An 18,146-nucleotide genomic window follows, 5' to 3' on the forward strand; every position below is an offset into this window, starting at 1 on the left:
GGCTGAACGATAAGCACTGGCGGGTTTTAAGCAAAGCGCCTTTACCGGCAATTTACCTTCGGCTTACGTAACAGGAGAATTATCCAAGACACTGAAACACAAATGAAAACGGCCTGGACAGGGCCAGGCCGTTAAACATTGTAAAGCCCGGCTTATTTCAGAACAGCAAGTGCCGCGTCATAGTTCGGCTCGTCAGCGATTTCGCCAACCAGTTCGCTGTGCAGCACGTTGTCGTTTTCGTCCAGAACCACGACGGCACGAGCGGTCAAGCCTTTGAGCGGGCCGTCGGCGATGGCCACGCCGTAGTTCTGGATGAACTCGGCACCACGCAGGGTCGACAGGTTCTGTACGTTTTCCAGACCTTCGGCACCGCAGAAACGGGCCTGGGCGAACGGCAGGTCAGCGGAGATGCACAGCACGACAGTGTTGTCGACGCTGCTGGCCTTGGCGTTGAACTGGCGCACGGAGGTGGCGCAGGTCGGGGTATCAACGCTTGGGAAGATGTTCAGCACTTTGCGCTTGCCGGCAAAGTCTTTCAGGGTGACGTCGGACAGATTGCCGGCAACCAGGGAAAAGGCTGGCGCCTTGGAACCGGCTTGTGGCAGTTGGCCGTTGACTTGAACCGGGTTGCCTTTGAGAGTGACTTGAGCCATGAACGGAGTCCTTCTGAACGTTGTGGTGGAGAATTTTGACGAGGCCGAAGTTAACCACGAAATTGTCCGACGACCTATGGTCAAACATAAATTGTCATGTATCAGAGCACAAAACTGGATACAACCCACAATCCTGTGGGAGCGGTGCTACTTGAGTAACTGCAGCATATTGCGATGTCGCGCCTCGAAAATCCTCCGCATGTAGCCATTGACCAGCAACCACTCCAATGGCGCCCCCCCCATCGCCGAATACGTCACCCGGTCGGTATATAGCGTACCGCCCTCTCCCGCCTCGACCCGATGTTCATGACGAAAGGCACGCATCGGTCCCTTTAGCATCTCGTCGATGAAATGCATTTCACCGACTTCACGGATCACCACCGTCCAGTCCGACGGAATCACATTGAACATCCAGTGGCGAAAGCGGAATTGCCGCCCGGCTTCAATCCGCAAGTTGTTCAGATCGATATCGCCCAGCGGGGTAATGCGTTCGGGAAAAATCCTTGGGAAATTGACGCCTTCCAGGCAGAAATCGAGGACCTGTTCGGGCGTGCGACCTGGGATGAGTGTGGTGAGTTCCAGAATTGGCATACAGGAAACATTCCTTTGATCGCTGGACAGGCGCGCCAGAAATACGGTGTAGCGAAATGGCGGTCGAAATGAAACCTGCCAAAGTGTCTGCTACGACAATTTTTTCGAGGGGCTGTCGATTTGCAACGCAGCCATTCGACCATTAAGCGAATCACTCAATTACAACGGAGACATCACCATGCGATTTATGATCATCATCAAGGCCAACCAGGATTCCGAAGCCGGCGTGATGCCCAGCCAGGAACTGCTGACCGCCATGGGTAACTACAACGAAGAACTGGTCAAGGCCGGCATCATGCTCGCGGGCGAAGGCCTGCACCCGAGCAGCAAAGGCGCTCGTATAAAGTTTTCAGGTGACAAACGCACGGTGATCGACGGCCCCTTCATCGAAACCAAGGAACTGATTGCCGGTTTCTGGTTGTGGAAAGTGAAGTCCAAGGAAGAAGCCATCGAATGGGTCAAGCGCTGCCCCAACCCGATGCCGGGCACCGAGGCCGAGATCGAGATTCGCCAGGTGTTTGAAGCGGAAGATTTTGGTGCAGAGTTCACACCGGAACTGCGCGAGCAGGAACAGCGGGTTTGGGAACAGGCGAAGAAGAACTGAGGTTGACTGAACCGGCTGCTACTTCAGTTTCCTGTGGAAGCGAGCCTGCTGGCGAAGAGGTCGTCATATCCAACGCATATATTGACTGACAGGCCGCCTTCGCGAGCAGGCTCGCTCCTGCATCGGCTAGATAGCCACTTAACTTGTTTGGGCAAACGCTTGATCCGTATTAACTTTTTAGTACACGAAATTAACGAAAAACTACCCATAAAACGAAAGAATTGATCCTTCCTACTGGTTAACCCGCGGTTAACTGCTAAGTTCATCTGACGAGTCCTACAGGCTTGATCGGAAAGGGATCACGCAGTTACAGCCAGATTCAGGGGCCGTCTGCCCAATCAGCCACCAGGGAACGGGGGGATTAATGTCTAAGAATTTGCGGAAGTACGCCTTTGTATGGGTGACTTCATTCGCACCTGCTTTTTGTGCTCACGCGGATAACGCCGAGACCGCCAACAAAAGCAACAACCCGCTGAACCTGGCACCCGGTATAAACCTGCAGGATTACTACACACCCAAGCTGTTCGATACCAACGCTCACACCAATGATGCGCTGCTGCGCGGCGCCCTTCCGATGGCAGTCAATGACGTCATAGGCGTCCCGCAGTTGCTGCGCGTCACGCTCCCCGTCAGCACCCGACCCGATCCGCACAACGGCTACAGCACCGGCATCGGCGACCTGAACGTATTCGACATTTTCCTGCTCAAGACCAAAGGCGTGCAGCTGGGCATCGGCCCGCAAATCACTGCGCCGACCGCCGAGCAGGATGAACTGGGGTGGTCCGTTCTACGGGATTTTGCGTTTGTATCTACCAAAACCGGAAGTCACCAACGGCCAATGGCACATGCCGTTGCTGACTCCTGTCACCCCAAAACAATAAACGGAGTCAGGCATGTTCAGGCCTCTCGTAGCGCGCCCCTTGTTGGCGCTGTGCATGGTCAGCGGTAGTCCATTGGTACTGGCGGCCGAGGGCGGTGTCGGTCGCCCCATCACCGGGCAGCAAGTGTTTTCCAACGCAGGGATCGTGCCCCCGGAGCCGGGTTGGGTCATGTCCCTGACCAGCATCTGGTACGACGGCGAACTCAAGGGCAGCGCTCAAGTGCCGATCGTGGGTGCCATCAGTACCGGGCTGGACATGAAGGTTTCCTACACCATGGCCAACTTCACCCATGTCTGGGACACCGGCAAGGGTCCCTGGAACTATGCCTCGGCCATAGGCGTGCCAGTGCAGTACACCGACATCACCGCCAACGTGACCGGCCCCCGTGGCCGTACCCTGGGCACCTCGGACACCGGCACCCAGTTCGCCGACATGCTGGTGACCCCGATTGCGGCCGGCTACCACTTCGACGAACTCAACCACATCTCGTTCTCGCTACCGATCTACGTGCCGACAGGCGCCTACAACGTCGATCGCCTGGCCAACCCCGGGCAGAACAATTACACCTTCATGCCTACCGTGGCGTTCACCCACCTGGATGGCAAGGGCGGCGAATTCACCCTGTCGAGCGGCCTGGAGTTCTACACCGAGAACGACGCCACGGATTATCGCAACGGCAACATTTTCACCCTCGATGCACTGTGGACCCACGGATTCGGCAACGGCTGGAACGCCGGCATGGTGGCAGGCTATATCCAGCAGGTCACCGATGACTCCGGATCCGGCGCAACCAGTGGCTTTCGCGGGCGCTCCGTCGGCGCTGGCCCGACAGTGGGCTGGACCGGCAAGTTCGCCGACGCCCAGGCCAATATCAGTGCTCGCTGGGTCCCGGAGTTCGATACCAAGAACCGGCCTGAAGGCAATGGTTTCAGCGTCAACATGACCCTGGCGTTTTTCTAGGAGACCCCATGACCGCACTCAACGACCTCAATGCCCTGCAAGCCAGCATCGCCGAAGCCGTGCTCGGCCAGGATCAGGTCATTCGACAAATCCTTGTGGGCCTGCTGGCCAACGGTCATCTGCTGCTGGAAAGCCTGCCCGGCCTGGCCAAAACCCGCACGGTGAAAGCATTGGCCAAACACCTGGACGCGAAGATGAGCCGCATTCAGTTCACCCCGGATTTGCTGCCGTCGGACATCACTGGCGCCGAGGTGCTGCATCAGGTCGAAGGCAAGAACGAAATCCGCTTCCAGCCCGGCCCGCTGTTCGGCAACCTGATTCTCGCCGACGAAATCAACCGTGCGCCGGCCAAGGTCCAGGCGGCGTTGCTCGAAGCCATGGAAGAACGCCAGATCACCGTGGCCGGCAACAGCCATGCGCTGCCGGAACTGTTCATTGTGGTAGCGACTCAGAACCCGATCGAACAGGAAGGCACGTACCCGCTGCCGGAAGCGCAGATGGACCGCTTCCTGATGAAAGTGTTGCTCGATTACCCGAGCGCGGAAAACGAAAGCCAGGTGCTGCGTCTGCTGCGCGAAGAAGAACAGGCCCTCGGCGCCAGGACCGCTGCGGTGCAGGGATTCTCGTTGTCTCAGGACGTGGTGTTCGCCGCGCGCCGAGAAGTCAGTGCCGTGCACGTCTCCCCGGCCATCGACCGTTACCTGATCGACCTGATCAACGCCACTCGCCACCCTGTCGATTACGACGCCGACCTCGGGCGCTGGATCAGCATCGGCGCCAGCCCTCGCGGCGGCATCAGTCTGGACCGCTGCGCCCGGGCGGACGCCTGGTTGCAGGGCCAGGATTTCGTTTCTCCGGACAACGTCCGCGCCGTGGTGCACCCGGTGCTGCGCCATCGTCTGCAACTGAGCTACGACGCGGTGGCCGATGGTGTGAGCGCCGATCAAGTGCTCGACCGTCTGCTCGATAAAGTGGCGATTCCTGCGTGAACACCGACGGCCTGGTGTATGTCTCTCTGGCGCAGTTGATGGCCCTGGAGTTCAAGGCCCGTGACCTGAGTTTTCTGGCGCGTCAGCCCCAGGGCAGCATCCTGGCCGGCAACCACGCTTCGCGTTTGCGTGGCCGGGGCCTGAACTTCGATGAGCTGCGTCGATACCAGCCCGGCGATGACCTGCGCCACCTCGATTGGCGCGCATCCCTGCGCACCGGCAAACCGGTGGTACGGACATTCACCGAAGAGCGCGACCGCCCGGCGCTGATCCTCGTCGACCAGCGCATGTCGATGTTCTTTGGTTCGCAACGCAGCTTCAAATCCGCGGTCGCCGCCGAGCTCGGCGCCCTGGCGGCGTGGATGGTGTTCAACGCCGGCGACCGCGTCGGTGGACTGGTCTTCAACGATCAACGCATCGACAGCATCGCCCCGCTGCGCAGCCGCAAACGGATCGAAGCGCTGTGCAGCCGCATCGCCCAGCAGAACCAGGCGCTCAATGCCGCCAACCCGGACGCCGAGGGCGAAGACCGGCTCGACAAGGTCCTGCAGCATTGCCTGGCCGTGGCCGGTCACGATCACCTGATCTGCATCGTCAGCGACTTCGCCGGGGCCGGCGAACGCACCTTGCAACTGATGCGGCAACTGGCGGCGCACAACGATGTAATTGCCATGCAGGTGTATGACCCGCTTGCGCTTAACCTGCCGAAAAATGGCCGCGTGCTGGTCACCCAAGGGCAATTGCAGGTGGAGCTGGCGGTGGATCGGCAACAGGTGCACCAGCCGCTTGGGGATTTTCTCAGCGGGCGGCTCAAGGATGTCGCGACTTTGCTGCGCCGCAGCCAGGTGCCACTGATGATGTTCAGCACCGCCACAGAGCCCCACGAACAACTGCGCGCCGAACTGGGCAAGTTTGCCGGAGGGCGCCGATGAACCCCGCTATCCCGAGCATCGACCAGCTCAAGGAAATGGCGCTGCCGGCGCCGGTCAGTTATGCACCGCAAACCTGGGGGTGGTGGGCGTTGCTGGCGTTGTTGATCGTTACGTTGGTGGTGACCGGCGCGCGGCGCTACCGGCAATGGCGGCGCGATCGCTATCGGCGCGAGGCGTTGGTGCGGCTGGAGGAATTGCAGCAGCGCAGCAATGACCTGAGTGCGTTGCGTGAGCTACCGGAGCTGCTCAAACGGGTCGCGATCTCTATGCCTTACGCAAAACCTGTGGGAGCGAGCTTGCTCGCGATGGCGTCCGGTCAGTCACCACCACCTTTGATTGCAAGCTCGCTCCCACAGGACTCTCCAGCGGGGTTGGGGAAAGAGGACTGGCAGGCATTTTTGCAGCGGCACAGTAAACAGCCGCTACCCGTCGACTTCAGCCAACAACTGTCGCTGCTGGCCTACGCCCCCGACGCAACATTGCGGGACATGCCCAATGAACAGCGCCAACAGCTGTTCAGCACCTGCAAAACCTGGGTGGAGCGTCATCATGTGGCAGCTTGATTACCCCTGGCTGCTGATCCTGCTGCCGCTGCCGTGGTTCGGCTATCGCTACCTGTCCGACTACCGCGAAGCGCGCAGCGCCGTGCGTGTACCGTTTTTCGGGGCGATGAGCCGCGCCGTCGGCCAGGCACCGAGCCAAGCCGGCACCCGCAGCAACGGCTGGCAATTGCTCCTGAATCTGCTGGTCTGGGCACTGCTGCTGGTGGCGGCGAGTCGGCCGGTGTTGGTGGAAAAACCCATCGAGCGCCAGCAGCCGGTGCGGGACCTGATGCTGGCCATCGACATTTCCCAGTCGATGGAAACCACCGATTTCACCGACGCCAACGGCCAGAAAATCAATCGCCTGGCCGCAGTCAAGGAAGTGGTGCACGGGTTCATCGACAAACGTAAAGACGATCGAATCGGACTGATCGTGTTCGGCACAGGTGCCTATCCACAGGCACCGCTGACCCTCGACCACGCCAGCCTGTCGCTACTTCTGGACGACACCGGCATCGGCATGGCCGGCCCCAACACCGCCATCGGCGACGCCATCGGCCTGAGCCTGAAACTGCTGGCCCAGGCCCACGAGCAGGAAAAAGTGCTGATCCTGCTCACTGACGGCAATGACACCAGCAGCGCCATCACCCCGGATCACGCGGCCGCCATGGCCGCGGCCAAAGGCGTGGTGATTCACACCATCGGCATCGGCGACCCGACTGCCGAGGGCGAAGCCAGGGTCAACCTGCAAGGCTTGCAGGACATTGCCCAAGCCACGGGCGGGCGTTTCTTCCGCGCCGAAGACCGCAACGCCCTGGATCAGGTCTACAGCACTCTGGACAAACTCACCCCGCATCAGGTGAAAACCCTCAGCCACCAGCCCAAACGCGATCTGTTCTGGTGGCCGCTGGGCGCTGCCATTGCCCTGCTGGCGCTTTATCACCTGGGCGCCCTGCTGCTTCCACGGCTGATGCTCGCCCGTCAACGGCAGGAAGCCTGACATGGACATCAACCTCAGCGACTTCCATTTCCTGCGCCCACTGTGGCTGTTGCTCGCGGTGTTCGGCGCATTGCTGCCATTGCTGTGGCGGCGCAACCAGGACCTGCAACGGCGCTTGCGCAGCAACATCGCCGCGCACCTGCTGCCGCATCTGCTGATCACCCCGCAGGACCGGCAACGTCTGCGTCCCGTGCATCTGGTATGTGCGCTGCTGGTACTGGGCGCCATCGCCGCCGCCGGGCCGACCTGGGAACAGGATCGGCCGGACTTTCTGGAAAACCGTGCGCCGCTGATCATTGCCATCGACCTGTCGCCCTCTATGGACGCCAGCGACGTTCCACCCAGTCGCCTGGAAGCGGTCAAGCACAAGCTCCACGACTTGATCCAGCGCCGCGCCGGTTCGCGCAATGCCTTGATTGCCTACGCCGGCAGCGCGCATCTGGTGTTGCCCGCCACCGACGATCCGGCGCTGCTCGATACGTTCATTCAGGCCCTGAGCACCGACCTGATCAGCAAACCGGGGAAAAATGTCAGCGCGGTCATCGATCAGGCCAAGCGCCTGCTCGCCGCCGAGAAAACGCCCGGCACTCTGCTGCTGATCACCGATGGCGCCGACACCTCGGCACTGGCCGGGCTGGACAAGCAACTGGCAGACAGTGCGCTGCAAGTGCTGATATTGGCGGCCGGCAGCAGCGACGGCGGGATCATCCGCGATGCCAGAGGCCAGACACGCACCGACAGCAACGGTCGCCCGCAACTCGGCAGCTTCGATCAGGACGCCCTCAAGCAGCTTGCCTCGACGATGGATGCCCCTCTGGGCAGCCTGACCCTCAACGATGACGATCTGGACTGGATCGAAATGCACGCCGAGCAGCACTTCCAGGCAGCCAGTGACGAGCAGCGCGAATTGCACTGGAAAGACGCCGGTTACTGGCTGTGCTGGCCGCTGTTGTTGCTCGCTTTCTTCAGCGTACGCAGGGGCTGGAGCCTGAACTGGATGGCTGCACTGCTGCTGACGGTGGGCTTGGGCCTGCAACCGGCGTCGGCACAGGCCAACGCACTGACCGATGCCTTTTTCACCCGCGACCAGCAAGGTCGCTGGGCCTTCGAACATGAGCACTACCCTCAGGCGGCGGCACTGTTTGTCGATCCGTACCGGAAAGGCGTGGCCGCCTACAACGCCGCCGATTTCGACCTGGCACTGGCCAGCTTCGCTCGGCTCGATACACCGCAGGCGTATTTCTACCTGGGCAACATCTACGTGCGCCGGTTCAAGTTCGATCAGGCCATCGCGTCCTATACCCAGGCGCTGAAATTGCAACCGCAGTTCCCGGAAGCCACGGCCAACCTGGCCCTGGCCATTGCCTTGCAGAAAGACACCGAAAGCGCCGAGAAAAACACGCCAGAGGTCAAACCCGACGAAATCAAGATGGACAAGGCGCCGGGTAAAGGCCAAAGCAAAAAGGTGGAAACCCAGCAAGCGGCCTCGGATGAGCAATGGTTGCAGAATCTCACCACATCGCCGGCGAAATTCCTCAAGCAGAAATTCAGCTTGCAGGATCAGGCGGGGGTCAAGCCATGAGCGTTATTCGGCAAGACCGCGTCGCGGCATTCGCGAGCAAGCCCGCTCCCACAGGGGGCTTGTGGTGTCCTTGTGGGAGCGGGCTTGCCCGCGAAAGGGCCCGACCACTCACCACAAAACTCGGCGCCCTGCTCTTCGGCCTGATCAGCCTCAACACATTCGCCGCCGACCCTCAGTTGAAAGTCCAGGCCACCCTGCAACCCGCCGACCCCGTCATGGTCGGCAGCCTGGTCAAGTTGCAACTCGATGTCTTCACCGACTCCTGGTTCACCAGCGCCCCCACCCTGCCCGACCTGAAGCTGCCCGGCGCATTGGTGATGCCACCGGACGGCCATGCCCAGCACATCAACCAGACCTTCGACGGCCAGTCCTTCAGCGGAATGCGCTACAGCTACCTGATCACCCCGAACCTGGCCCAAGGCTACGACATTCCGGCGCTGACGGTACAAGCCACACCGGGTCAGGCCAGCCACGAACTCAGCGCCCAAAGCCAGCCTTTGCATTTCAATGCCGCGCAACCACCGGGGTTCCAACCCGGTGAGGCGGTGCTGGTGGCTCAAGGGCTGCGGTTTACCCAGAAGACCGTCAATTCGGCCACGCCGCTGAAGGTCGGCGACAGCATCACCCGGGAACTGACCTTGCAGGCCGACGGTGCCCTGGCCATGTCACTGCCGACACCGACGCAGGATGTCATCAAGGGCCTGAGCCGCTACCCGAAAGCACCGCAGATCCGCAATCTGGATGACGGTCGCGGCAACTTCAATGGCGGCCAGCGCATCGACAGCGTGACTTATCGAATCGACACCGAAGGCCACTTCAGCCTGCCATCCGTCGAAATCAAATGGTGGGATGCCAGCAGCCAGCAAACCCGCACGGCCACGGTGCCTGCCGTGACCTTCGACGCGGTGGCCAACAGCGCCTACAAGCCGGTGTTTTCCATTACCGAAGACCTGAAAAAACTCGGCCAGCAGAATCGCCTGCACCTTTCCGGGCACTGGTTCGGACTATTGACACTGGTGTTGGCGGTAATGGCACTCGGCTGGTTCAGTCGCCCGCTCGTACACCGCACGCACCTCAAGTGGCAAGCCCGACGCCGCGCCCGACATGCCGCCTGGCTGGAGTCCGCCGACTACGCGTGGCGGCAGATCCCGCCGCAGATCGAAGGCAAACCGGTGCAACTCAGCGCCCTGTACCTGTGGACCCGACGCAGCCGCCGGGGCCTGAAACTGACCGGCCTCGGCCCGAGCCTGCAAACCTTCCTGCGCGCCTGTTATGGCCGCGAACCGGACAAAGACCAGGCGCTGCGCCAAATCAGGGAATCCTTGTCTACGCTGCATAGTCAGGCCGAGCGTGACAGGGAATCAGTCGCACCTGCCCTGCGCCCACTCAACCCGGTTCACGAGAAGGAATTCCCATGACAAATCCGATGACGTTGCGCCACCCGGGCTTCAAGTTTTTGCTGACCCTGGCCTTGAGCCTGCCGCTGCTGGTGCAGGCAGCCGAGCCACTGCCCTCCTGGAACGACGGTCCGTCGAAAAAGCAGATCATCGAGTTCGTGCAGACGGTCACCGATCAAAACAGCAAGGACTTCGTCAAACCCGAGGACCGCATTGCCGTGTTCGACAACGACGGCACCTTGTGGAGCGAGCAACCGATGTACTTCGAGTTGCTGTTCGCCCTGGAAGAAGTCAAACGCACCGCGCCGCAGCACCCGGAATGGAAAACCACCCAGCCGTTCCAGGCCGTGCTGGAAAACGATCACAAGGCACTGGCCGCCACCGGCATGGAGGGCCTGCTGAAGATCTTCGGTGCGACCCACACCGGCATGACCACCGAAGCGTTCGATGACTATGCCAAGACCTGGCTGAGTCAGGCCAGGCATCCGAAAACCGGCAAGCCGTACACCGAAATGATCTTCCAGCCGATGCTGGAGATGCTCGACTACCTGCGCGGCAAAGACTTCAAGACCTACATCGTCTCCGGTGGCGACACCGGGTTCATGAGAGCCTTCGCCGAGAAGGTCTATGGGGTACCGCCCGAGCAGGTTATCGGCACGACCTTCGTTACCAGCTTTGAATACAAGGATGGCAAGGCGTCGATCCTGCGCACGCCGAAACTGGCCCACAACGACGATGGCCCGGGCAAACCGGAAAGCATCGACGCGGTGATCGGTCGTCGGCCAATCCTCGCCTTCGGCAATTCCGACGGCGACTTGCAAATGCTCCAGTGGACCGCCGACGGTCCCGGCAAACGATTCATGGGCCTGGTGCATCACACCGACGCCAAACGCGAATGGGCATACGACCGGCAGTCGCAGATCGGTCGTCTGGACAAGGCCCTGGACGAAGCAAACAAGCGTGGCTGGACGGTCGTCGACATGGCGTCCGAATGGCGTCGTATCTACCCGTTCGATGCCGCCACTTCCGAGCAAGTGCAATAAAAAGACGTTACGCAGGACCGCAATAAACGTTTGTCGCAGCACGCGACGCAAGTGAGCATAAGGAGCCAGTCAGATGACTCGCATACGTAAGTGGATACCGAAACTCGCCTTGGTGGCGACTACGGTCATGGCGTTTTCGGCAACCGCCGGGGCCGCTGAGAAACCCAACATTCTCGTGATCTTCGGCGACGATATTGGCCAGACCAACATCAGCGCCTACTCCATGGGCGTGGTCGGCTACAAGACTCCGAACATCGACCGGATTGCCAAAGAAGGCATGATGTTCACCGACTACTATGCGGAGAACAGCTGCACCGCCGGCCGGTCGACATTCATCACCGGACAGTCGGCGCTACGTACCGGGCTGTCGAAAGTCGGGATGCCGGGTGCCCCGGTCGGCCTGCAAAAACGCGACATCACCATCGCCCAGGCCCTCAAGTCCCAAGGCTACGCCACCGGTCAGTTTGGCAAGAACCACCTGGGCGACAAAGATGAATACCTGCCGACCAACCACGGATTCGACGAATTCTTCGGCAACCTGTATCACCTCAACGCCGAAGAAGAACCCGAGCGTCCGTACTGGCCCAAGGACGACCCAGCGTTCGTCAAGGCCTACTCGCCGCGCGGCGTGATCCACAGCTTCGCCGATGGCAAGATCGAAGACACCGGCCCGCTGAACACCAAGCGCATGGAAACCATCGACGACGAAACCACCGCCGCCGCGCAGGCGTTCATCGAGAAACAGGCCAAGGCGGACAAGCCGTTCTTCGTCTGGATGAACACCACTCGCATGCACTTGTTCACTCACGTGCGTGAATCGATGAAGGGCCAGAGCGGCATGCCCGGCAACGATTATGCCGATGGCATGATCGAGCACGACGGCGACGTCGGCAAACTGCTGAAAACCCTCGATGACCTGAAAATCACCGACAACACCATCGTCGTCTACACCACCGACAACGGCCCGAACCAGTTCTCCTGGCCGGACGCGGCAACCACGCCGTTCCGTAACGAGAAGAACTCCAACTGGGAAGGTGCGTACCGCGTTCCGGCGATGGTCCGCTGGCCAGGCAAGATCAAGCCGGGCGAAGTGTCCAACGAGATGTTCTCGGGCATGGACTGGTTCCCGACCTTGCTGGCCGCCGCTGGCGATGCCGACGTGAAAACCAAGCTGCTCAAGGGGTGGGCACCGACTTCCGGCGGCACCAACTTCAAGGTGCATCTGGACGGTTACAACCAGTTGCCCTACCTGACCGGCCAGGCGCCCAAGGGTGAGCGCAAGGAGTTCTACTACTTCAACGATGACGGCGTGCTGGTGTCGATGCGCTTCGACAACTGGAAAGCCGTGTTCTGCGAACAGCGCGCACCGGGCGGCTTCAAGGTCTGGAGCGAACCGTTCGTATGCTTGCGCGTACCGAAAATCTTCAACCTGCGCATGGACCCGTATGAACGTGCCGACGTGGTTTCCGACCAGTATTACGACTGGCAAACCAAGAACGTCTACCTGGCGGCTGTAGCCGTCGAAAAATCGGCAACGTTCCTGCAGACCTTCATCGAGTATCCACCCAGCCAGAGACCGGCCAGCTTCAGCATCGACCAGATCCGTGCTGCGGTAGACGCCAAGATCGCTGAAAAAATGAAAGCTGCACAGTAAGACCGCTGGACCGCCGCTCGCCTTCATTGGCGAGCGGTACTGTTTCCGAGTTGGGACCGTATTGGCCCCAATCGCGGGCAAGCCCGCTCCCACACTGGATCTTCGGTACGACAAAATCCCTGTGGGAGCGGGCTTGCCCGCGATGAGGCCCGTACAGTCGCAGTTTTCTTGAATTGCAAAGGCAATCCGCAATGACCTCACGTGTCGCCAGCAAATCGTCGGCCATACCTTCCCCGCAAGTCGCCTCCCCGGCGCTGTTGATCCCCGCCCTGCTGCTGTTTGTCTCCGGCGCCGCGGCGCTGGTGTATCAGGTGCTGTGGATCAAGCAGTTGTCGTTGGTCGTAGGCGTCGAGGTCTATGCCATCACCACCGGGATCAGCGCGTTCTTTGCCGGGCTGGCCCTGGGTGGCTTGCTGTTCGGGCGCTGGGCGGACCGGATGCAGCAACCGGTTGTGCTGTACGCCGGGCTGGAAGTGCTGGTGGCCGTGCTCGGTGTCTCTGCAACCTTTGCCATGAGCCTGGCGGCCAGCCCGTTTGCCTGGCTGGAAGCACACGTGGGCTTGCTGGCCTGGGTGCTGCCGTTCGCGCTGGTGGGTATTCCCGCCCTGTTGATGGGCGGCACCCTGCCGGTGCTGGTTCGCTCCCTGGCCACTGACCCGCAACACCTGGGCAAGGCCGGCGGGCAGCTGTATGCGGCGAACACCGCCGGGGCCATCGCCGGCACCCTGCTCGCCGCGTTCGTGCTGATTGCCACCCTCGGTGTGCGCGGCAGCGCGCTGGCCGCCGCCATGCTGAACCTGCTGGCCGCCGCTGGGGCCTTGTGGTTCCAGCGCCAGCGCGTGGCACCCGTCGATGCCCCGGTGAAACATCACACTGAAAAAGCCCCCGACCGCCTGGCCCTGTGGCTGTACTCCATTGCCGGTGGTGTAGCCCTGGGCTACGAAGTGGTGTGGTCGCAATCGATCGTGCAATTCATGAGCACCCGCACCTACGCCTTTGCCGTGGTGCTGGCGACTTACCTCACCGGCCTGTTCCTGGGCAGCATGCTGCTGGCCCGTCGGGTCGATCGCCTGCGCGATCCCTGGGGGGTGTTCGGCGTGCTGATTGCCGCAGCCGGCGCGATTGCCTTGCTGGAAGTGGCGTTGCTCGGACGCTGGCTGGTGCTCGCCCAGACCCTGGCCGAATCCTGGGTATTGTCATTGGGCGGCAGTGAACTGGCTGGCATGAGCACGCGGTTTGCGGTGGCTGCCTTGAGCATCGTGTTTGTGCCGACCCTGTTGTTGGGGGCTGCGTTCCCCTTGGCCCTGCGCTTGAGCGTCGGCGGCGAACAGGTGGGGCGCCATGTCGGCGAAGTCGTCGCGTTCAATACCCTTGGCGGGATTGTCGGTGTGATGCTCTGCGGCTTTGTCCTGATCCCGATGCTGGGTCTGGTACGGACCCTGGGCCTGCTGGCGCTGATTGCCGCCGGTATCGCGTACCTCGCCGTGCGCAAGGGCCATGGTGTGAAGAAAGGCCGGCGTCAGGCGGTGGTTGCCATTGGCCTGGTGTCCCTGGCGCTCGCCGTGTTCACGCCGGTCAACAAGCTCGCCAGCCTGCTGCCGGGCGCGCGCAATGGCACGCTGACGTTCTATGAAGAAGGCCGTGGCGGCACCGTCGCGGTGGTAACCCAGGGCAAGGGAGAAAGGGCGTTCCAGCGTTTGTACATTCAGGGCGTGTCCAATACCGGTGACGCCATGCCGTCCCTGCGCTACATGCGGATCCAGGCGCTGCTGCCCCTGCTGATCCACAACGGTGAGCCGCGCTCGGCACTGGTGATCGGGTTCGGTACCGGCATCACCGCGGGCGCCCTGACCCGCTATCCCGGCCTGGAACATCGCGTGGTTGCCGAACTGCTGCCTTCGGTGGTCAAGGCAGCCCCCTTGTTCAAAGGCAATTTCAATGCCGCGGCCGATCCGGGGGTCGATGTGCGCTTGCGTGACGGTCGCCAGGAACTGCTGCGCAATCCGCAGCACTACGACCTGATCACTCTCGAGCCGCCACCGCCCTCCGCTGCCGGCGTGGTCAACCTGTATTCCCGGGACTTCTACCAACTGGCCGCCAGCCGTTTGCACAAACAAGGCCTGGTCGCCCAATGGCTGCCGCTGCCGACGCAGAACATCGACGACTCGCGCTCACTGGTGCGCAGCTTCCTCGACGTGTTCCCGTACGCGACCCTGTGGACCAGCGAGTTCCACGAGATGCTGCTGGTGGGTTCGATGGAGCCGATTGAACTGGATGCGGCGAAGATCAACGCGCGCTTCCAGCAGGACAGCGTTCGCAGCACCTTGCAGGATGTCGGCGTCGGTTCGGCCGCAGCATTGCTCGCCACCTGGGTGACTGATCGTGAGGGGCTTGAACGCTTCGCTGGCGATGCGCAACCGGTGACGGACGATCAACCGCGCATCGAGTACGCACCCTGGGTTCGCTCGAAAGAGATCAGCCGCGTGTTGCCCGCCCTGCTCGCCCTGCACCAGCCGCCAGCCGTGTTGAACGCCGACACCGGGTTCATCGAGCGCATGAACACCCAGCAACAACGCCTGATGCAGTTCTATCGGGCGAGCCTGCATGCGTACGACGGAAACCGTGACGCTTGGGCCAGGGATATGCGCGAGGTGATGCGTGGGGATTCCGGGAATCCGTATTACCGGTGGTTTGTCGGGGAGTGACGTGGCGCCTGACAGATCGCCATCGCGAGCAAGCTCGCTCCCACAGGTTCGGTGTCGATCACAACATTTGTGCACGACACAAGACCTGTGGGAGCGAGCTTGCTCGCGATGGGGCCATCAGTCTCAAAACAATGCCATTTGACACACGCCGACCATCCGGCAAAGCTGCATCAAGCTTCATCGCGCGCCGCAAGGCAATCGCACCTGGACCATGGAAGTCGTAATGCCGAAACATAAAAATAAAGCTGCAACCCCAAACCCTGATTCGCAACCGACCCTGATCAACCGTTATCTGTTCCCTGTCACCATCGGCATCCTGCTGCTGGCTGTGGCGGGTATTGGCTGGTTTTTGCTGGGCAGTACACCGACACCGCTCAAGCCAGTCCCCGTCAGCGCGCCTGCCGTGCAACCGGCCAAACCGCAACCGGTCGCTGTCAAGCCTGCGAAAATGGTCGATGAGCAACAATGCCAAGGCTGCCACGGCGAGCAGGTCAAGGACTGGCAAGGCTCCCATCACCAACTGGCAATGCAGCAAGCCAACGCGGACACCCTGCTCGGCGACTTCAACAACGTCACCTTCAAGGCCGAAAAAGAGACCACGGTGTTCTCGCGCAAAGGCGACGAATTCTGGGTCAACACGCCGGGTATCGATGGCAAGAATGCCGATTTCAAAGTCGCCTACACCTTTGGCATCGCCCCCTTGCAGCAATACCTGATCGAGGTCGGCGAAGGCCGGCTCCAGGCCCTCGGCGTGGCCTGGGATACCGAGAAGCAGCGCTGGTTTCACCTCTATCCGGGTCAAGGCGTGACCTTCAAGAACCCGTTGCACTGGAGCAAGCCGAGCCAGAACGCCAACTTCATGTGCGTCGAGTGCCACACCACCGGTTACAAGCGCAATTTCGATGCGGCGAAAAACACCTTCGACAGTCACTGGAACAGCCTCGGTGTCGGCTGCCAGGCCTGCCATGGCCCGGCGTCCAATCACCTGGAATGGACTGCGAAGAAAACCGACCTGATCCACGCAGGCTTTGCCGTCGACCTCAAGGACAAGAACGCCGCCGTCGAAATCGAAACCTGCGCCCGCTGCCACTCTCGCCGCGCGCCCCTGGACGATGGCTACACGGTCGGCAAACGGCTGATGGACGACTACCTGCCGAGCGTCCTGACCCGCGAGTTGTACGCGCTGGACGGCAAGATCAAGGACGAAGTGTTCGAGCACGGCTCCTTTGCCCAGAGCAAAATGTTCGACAAGGGCGTGCGTTGCAGCAACTGCCACAACCCCCACAGCACACAGTTGAAGGCACCCGGCAACGGCGTTTGCCTGCAATGCCACAACACCGCTGGCAAAACCACCGTGGAAGGCGTCGACGGCAAGGGCCTGCAAGCGAAAAACTACGATTCCATCGAACACACTCGCCACACCATGGGCCAGCCGGGTTCGCAGTGCGTGGATTGCCACATGCCCGGCAAGTTCTACATGGGCAACGACTTGCGGCATGACCACAGCTTCAGCATTCCCAATCCTGAGCGAGCAAAGAAACTCGGTACGCCTGACGCCTGCCTGACCTGCCACAAAGGCAAGGCCGGCGACAAGGTCACCGAGCAGTTCAAGCTGTGGAACACCGCCAATGCCAGCACGGTACAAGCCCCTCGCTACGACGACAGCCTGTGGCTGATTCGCAACGGCCAGCCCGGCGCCGCGCAGGCGTTGTTCGAGCAACTGCAACGCAGCAACCTGCCGGCGATTCAGCGCGCGACGCTGCTGGCCGAACTGCCGGCGTACCCGAGCGAACAGGCGTTGAAACTGGCTACCAGGGACCTGGGCAACCCGGCGCCGCAAGTCCGCGAGAGCGCGGTGCGGGCGATCAGCGCCTTCCTGCCGCCAGCGGAGCGCGCGCCATTGCTGACGCCGTTGCTGAGCGACCCGGTGCGGGCTGTACGCATCGCCGTCGCCCGGGACCTGCTCAGCGTCGCACGCAATGGCTTGGGCAGCGCCCAGGACGCCTGGAATGCCGCCATTGCCGAGTACGAAGCGGTGCAAAAGAGTCTGGCCGAGCGCGCCGAGGCCAACCTGAACCTGGCCATGCTCTATCAGGCCGATGGCCGCAGCGCAGAAGTCGAAGCTTTGCTGCGTACCGCCCTGCAGCGCGATCCGGACTTCTACCCGGCGCTGGTCACCCTGGTGCAATGGCTGGAGGCCAACGGTCGCAGTCAGGAAGCCCATGCCCTGCTGGCGCAAAGCCTCAAGGACCACCCCGACTCTGGCCTGCTGCAACACACTCAGGGCCTGGCGCTGATTCGTGCGGGCCAGGCCGCTCAAGCCATGCCGTACCTGCGCAAGGCCGCGCAACTGGATCCCCAGAGCGGGCAGTTCGGCTATGTGCTGGCAGTGGCCCTGCATGACAGCGGCAAGATTGACCAGGCGTGCGCCGAACTGGAACGGCTGTTGAAGGTGCAGCCGGCCAATCGCAATGCCCGGTTGTCGTTGATCCAGTATTACCTGGACAACGGCCAGGAGCCCAAGGCGCAAGTGCTGTTGCAGGGCTGGAAGAAAATGAACATGGGGGATCCGGCGTTGAAATGACGGGAGATTCTTGTAGGAGCGAGCTTGCT

Annotated in this window: 14 protein-coding genes and 2 pseudogenes; 14 read left to right on the forward strand and 2 right to left on the reverse strand. The window is 61.4% G+C overall.

Annotated elements, in window-relative coordinates:
- Positions 1 to 152 precede the first annotated feature (152 nt).
- Complete coding sequence (tpx, locus tag AC1Q6Y_RS09450) at positions 153 to 653, reverse strand: thiol peroxidase (protein ID WP_057714973.1); 501 nt, start codon at positions 651 to 653, stop codon at positions 153 to 155.
- 147 nt (positions 654 to 800) lie between these two features.
- Positions 801 to 1,244, reverse strand: coding sequence for an SRPBCC family protein (locus AC1Q6Y_RS09455; RefSeq protein WP_057714974.1), 444 nt, complete (start codon positions 1,242 to 1,244; stop codon positions 801 to 803).
- A 178-nt stretch (positions 1,245 to 1,422) separates the two neighbouring features.
- On the opposite strand from AC1Q6Y_RS09455, the gene AC1Q6Y_RS09460 reads away from it, so the two are divergent.
- From AC1Q6Y_RS09460 to AC1Q6Y_RS09525, 14 genes and pseudogenes are all read left to right on the forward strand, one after another.
- Positions 1,423 to 1,848 carry a YciI family protein gene (locus AC1Q6Y_RS09460; RefSeq protein ID WP_492624448.1) on the forward strand — a complete coding sequence of 142 codons (426 nt, stop codon included), beginning with the start codon at positions 1,423 to 1,425 and terminating at the stop codon, positions 1,846 to 1,848.
- A gap of 364 nt (positions 1,849 to 2,212) precedes the next feature.
- Positions 2,213 to 2,626, forward strand: a pseudogene (locus AC1Q6Y_RS09465) (hypothetical protein); the annotation flags it as partial.
- Positions 2,625 to 2,729 (forward strand): annotated as a pseudogene (locus AC1Q6Y_RS09470) (DUF1214 domain-containing protein); the annotation flags it as partial. The pseudogenes AC1Q6Y_RS09465 and AC1Q6Y_RS09470, both read left to right, overlap by 2 nt.
- A 12-nt stretch (positions 2,730 to 2,741) precedes the next feature.
- Positions 2,742 to 3,689 carry a SphA family protein gene (locus AC1Q6Y_RS09475; protein WP_057714976.1) on the forward strand — a complete coding sequence of 316 codons (948 nt, stop codon included), beginning with the start codon at positions 2,742 to 2,744 and terminating at the stop codon, positions 3,687 to 3,689.
- 8 nt (positions 3,690 to 3,697) lie between these two features.
- The gene (locus AC1Q6Y_RS09480) at positions 3,698 to 4,678 is read left to right on the forward strand and encodes an AAA family ATPase (protein ID WP_492624449.1); all 981 of its coding nucleotides are present in this window, start codon (positions 3,698 to 3,700) and stop codon (positions 4,676 to 4,678) included.
- The gene (locus tag AC1Q6Y_RS09485) at positions 4,675 to 5,610 is read left to right on the forward strand and encodes a DUF58 domain-containing protein (RefSeq protein WP_492624450.1); all 936 of its coding nucleotides are present in this window, start codon (positions 4,675 to 4,677) and stop codon (positions 5,608 to 5,610) included. The genes AC1Q6Y_RS09480 and AC1Q6Y_RS09485 overlap by 4 nt, the downstream gene beginning before the upstream one ends.
- Positions 5,607 to 6,173, forward strand: coding sequence for a DUF4381 domain-containing protein (locus AC1Q6Y_RS09490; RefSeq protein ID WP_492624451.1), 567 nt, complete (start codon positions 5,607 to 5,609; stop codon positions 6,171 to 6,173). Before AC1Q6Y_RS09485 ends, AC1Q6Y_RS09490 begins: the two co-directional genes overlap by 4 nt.
- Positions 6,160 to 7,152, forward strand: coding sequence for a vWA domain-containing protein (locus tag AC1Q6Y_RS09495; RefSeq protein WP_159389856.1), 993 nt, complete (start codon positions 6,160 to 6,162; stop codon positions 7,150 to 7,152). Before AC1Q6Y_RS09490 ends, AC1Q6Y_RS09495 begins: the two co-directional genes overlap by 14 nt.
- A gap of 1 nt (position 7,153) precedes the next feature.
- Positions 7,154 to 8,734, forward strand: a complete 1,581-nt coding sequence (locus AC1Q6Y_RS09500) for a VWA domain-containing protein (protein ID WP_492624452.1) — start codon at positions 7,154 to 7,156, stop codon at positions 8,732 to 8,734.
- On the forward strand, positions 8,731 to 10,152 hold the full coding sequence (locus AC1Q6Y_RS09505) for a BatD family protein (protein WP_492624453.1): 1,422 nt from the start codon (positions 8,731 to 8,733) through the stop codon (positions 10,150 to 10,152). Before AC1Q6Y_RS09500 ends, AC1Q6Y_RS09505 begins: the two co-directional genes overlap by 4 nt.
- On the forward strand, positions 10,149 to 11,174 hold the full coding sequence (locus tag AC1Q6Y_RS09510; RefSeq protein WP_340316332.1) for an HAD family hydrolase: 1,026 nt from the start codon (positions 10,149 to 10,151) through the stop codon (positions 11,172 to 11,174). Before AC1Q6Y_RS09505 ends, AC1Q6Y_RS09510 begins: the two co-directional genes overlap by 4 nt.
- A 73-nt stretch (positions 11,175 to 11,247) precedes the next feature.
- Positions 11,248 to 12,828 carry an arylsulfatase gene (locus AC1Q6Y_RS09515; protein ID WP_057714984.1) on the forward strand — a complete coding sequence of 527 codons (1,581 nt, stop codon included), beginning with the start codon at positions 11,248 to 11,250 and terminating at the stop codon, positions 12,826 to 12,828.
- Positions 12,829 to 13,019: 191 nt separating this feature from the next.
- The gene (locus tag AC1Q6Y_RS09520; protein ID WP_492624454.1) at positions 13,020 to 15,533 is read left to right on the forward strand and encodes a spermidine synthase; all 2,514 of its coding nucleotides are present in this window, start codon (positions 13,020 to 13,022) and stop codon (positions 15,531 to 15,533) included.
- A gap of 223 nt (positions 15,534 to 15,756) precedes the next feature.
- Positions 15,757 to 18,117: a tetratricopeptide repeat protein gene (locus tag AC1Q6Y_RS09525; protein WP_492624455.1), complete on the forward strand. Its 2,361-nt coding sequence runs from the start codon at positions 15,757 to 15,759 to the stop codon at positions 18,115 to 18,117.
- Positions 18,118 to 18,146: the final 29 nt, after the last annotated feature.

Source organism: Pseudomonas sp. GW823-FHT06E10 (assembly GCF_058794995.1).

Excerpts from the sequence above, each read along its gene's own strand:
- AC1Q6Y_RS09525 (WP_492624455.1), top strand. The coding sequence starts at position 15,757 with ATGCCGAAACATAAAAATAAAGCTGCAACCCCAAACCCTGATTCGCAA.
- AC1Q6Y_RS09455 (WP_057714974.1), bottom strand. The coding sequence starts at position 1,244 with ATGCCAATTCTGGAACTCACCACACTCATCCCAGGTCGCACGCCCGAA.
- AC1Q6Y_RS09520 (WP_492624454.1), top strand. The coding sequence starts at position 13,020 with ATGACCTCACGTGTCGCCAGCAAATCGTCGGCCATACCTTCCCCGCAA.
- AC1Q6Y_RS09500 (WP_492624452.1), top strand. The coding sequence starts at position 7,154 with ATGGACATCAACCTCAGCGACTTCCATTTCCTGCGCCCACTGTGGCTG.
- AC1Q6Y_RS09475 (WP_057714976.1), top strand. The coding sequence starts at position 2,742 with ATGTTCAGGCCTCTCGTAGCGCGCCCCTTGTTGGCGCTGTGCATGGTC.
- tpx (WP_057714973.1), bottom strand. The coding sequence starts at position 653 with ATGGCTCAAGTCACTCTCAAAGGCAACCCGGTTCAAGTCAACGGCCAA.
- AC1Q6Y_RS09495 (WP_159389856.1), top strand. The coding sequence starts at position 6,160 with ATGTGGCAGCTTGATTACCCCTGGCTGCTGATCCTGCTGCCGCTGCCG.
- AC1Q6Y_RS09505 (WP_492624453.1), top strand. The coding sequence starts at position 8,731 with ATGAGCGTTATTCGGCAAGACCGCGTCGCGGCATTCGCGAGCAAGCCC.
- AC1Q6Y_RS09460 (WP_492624448.1), top strand. The coding sequence starts at position 1,423 with ATGCGATTTATGATCATCATCAAGGCCAACCAGGATTCCGAAGCCGGC.
- AC1Q6Y_RS09480 (WP_492624449.1), top strand. The coding sequence starts at position 3,698 with ATGACCGCACTCAACGACCTCAATGCCCTGCAAGCCAGCATCGCCGAA.
- AC1Q6Y_RS09490 (WP_492624451.1), top strand. The coding sequence starts at position 5,607 with ATGAACCCCGCTATCCCGAGCATCGACCAGCTCAAGGAAATGGCGCTG.
- AC1Q6Y_RS09515 (WP_057714984.1), top strand. The coding sequence starts at position 11,248 with ATGACTCGCATACGTAAGTGGATACCGAAACTCGCCTTGGTGGCGACT.
- AC1Q6Y_RS09510 (WP_340316332.1), top strand. The coding sequence starts at position 10,149 with ATGACAAATCCGATGACGTTGCGCCACCCGGGCTTCAAGTTTTTGCTG.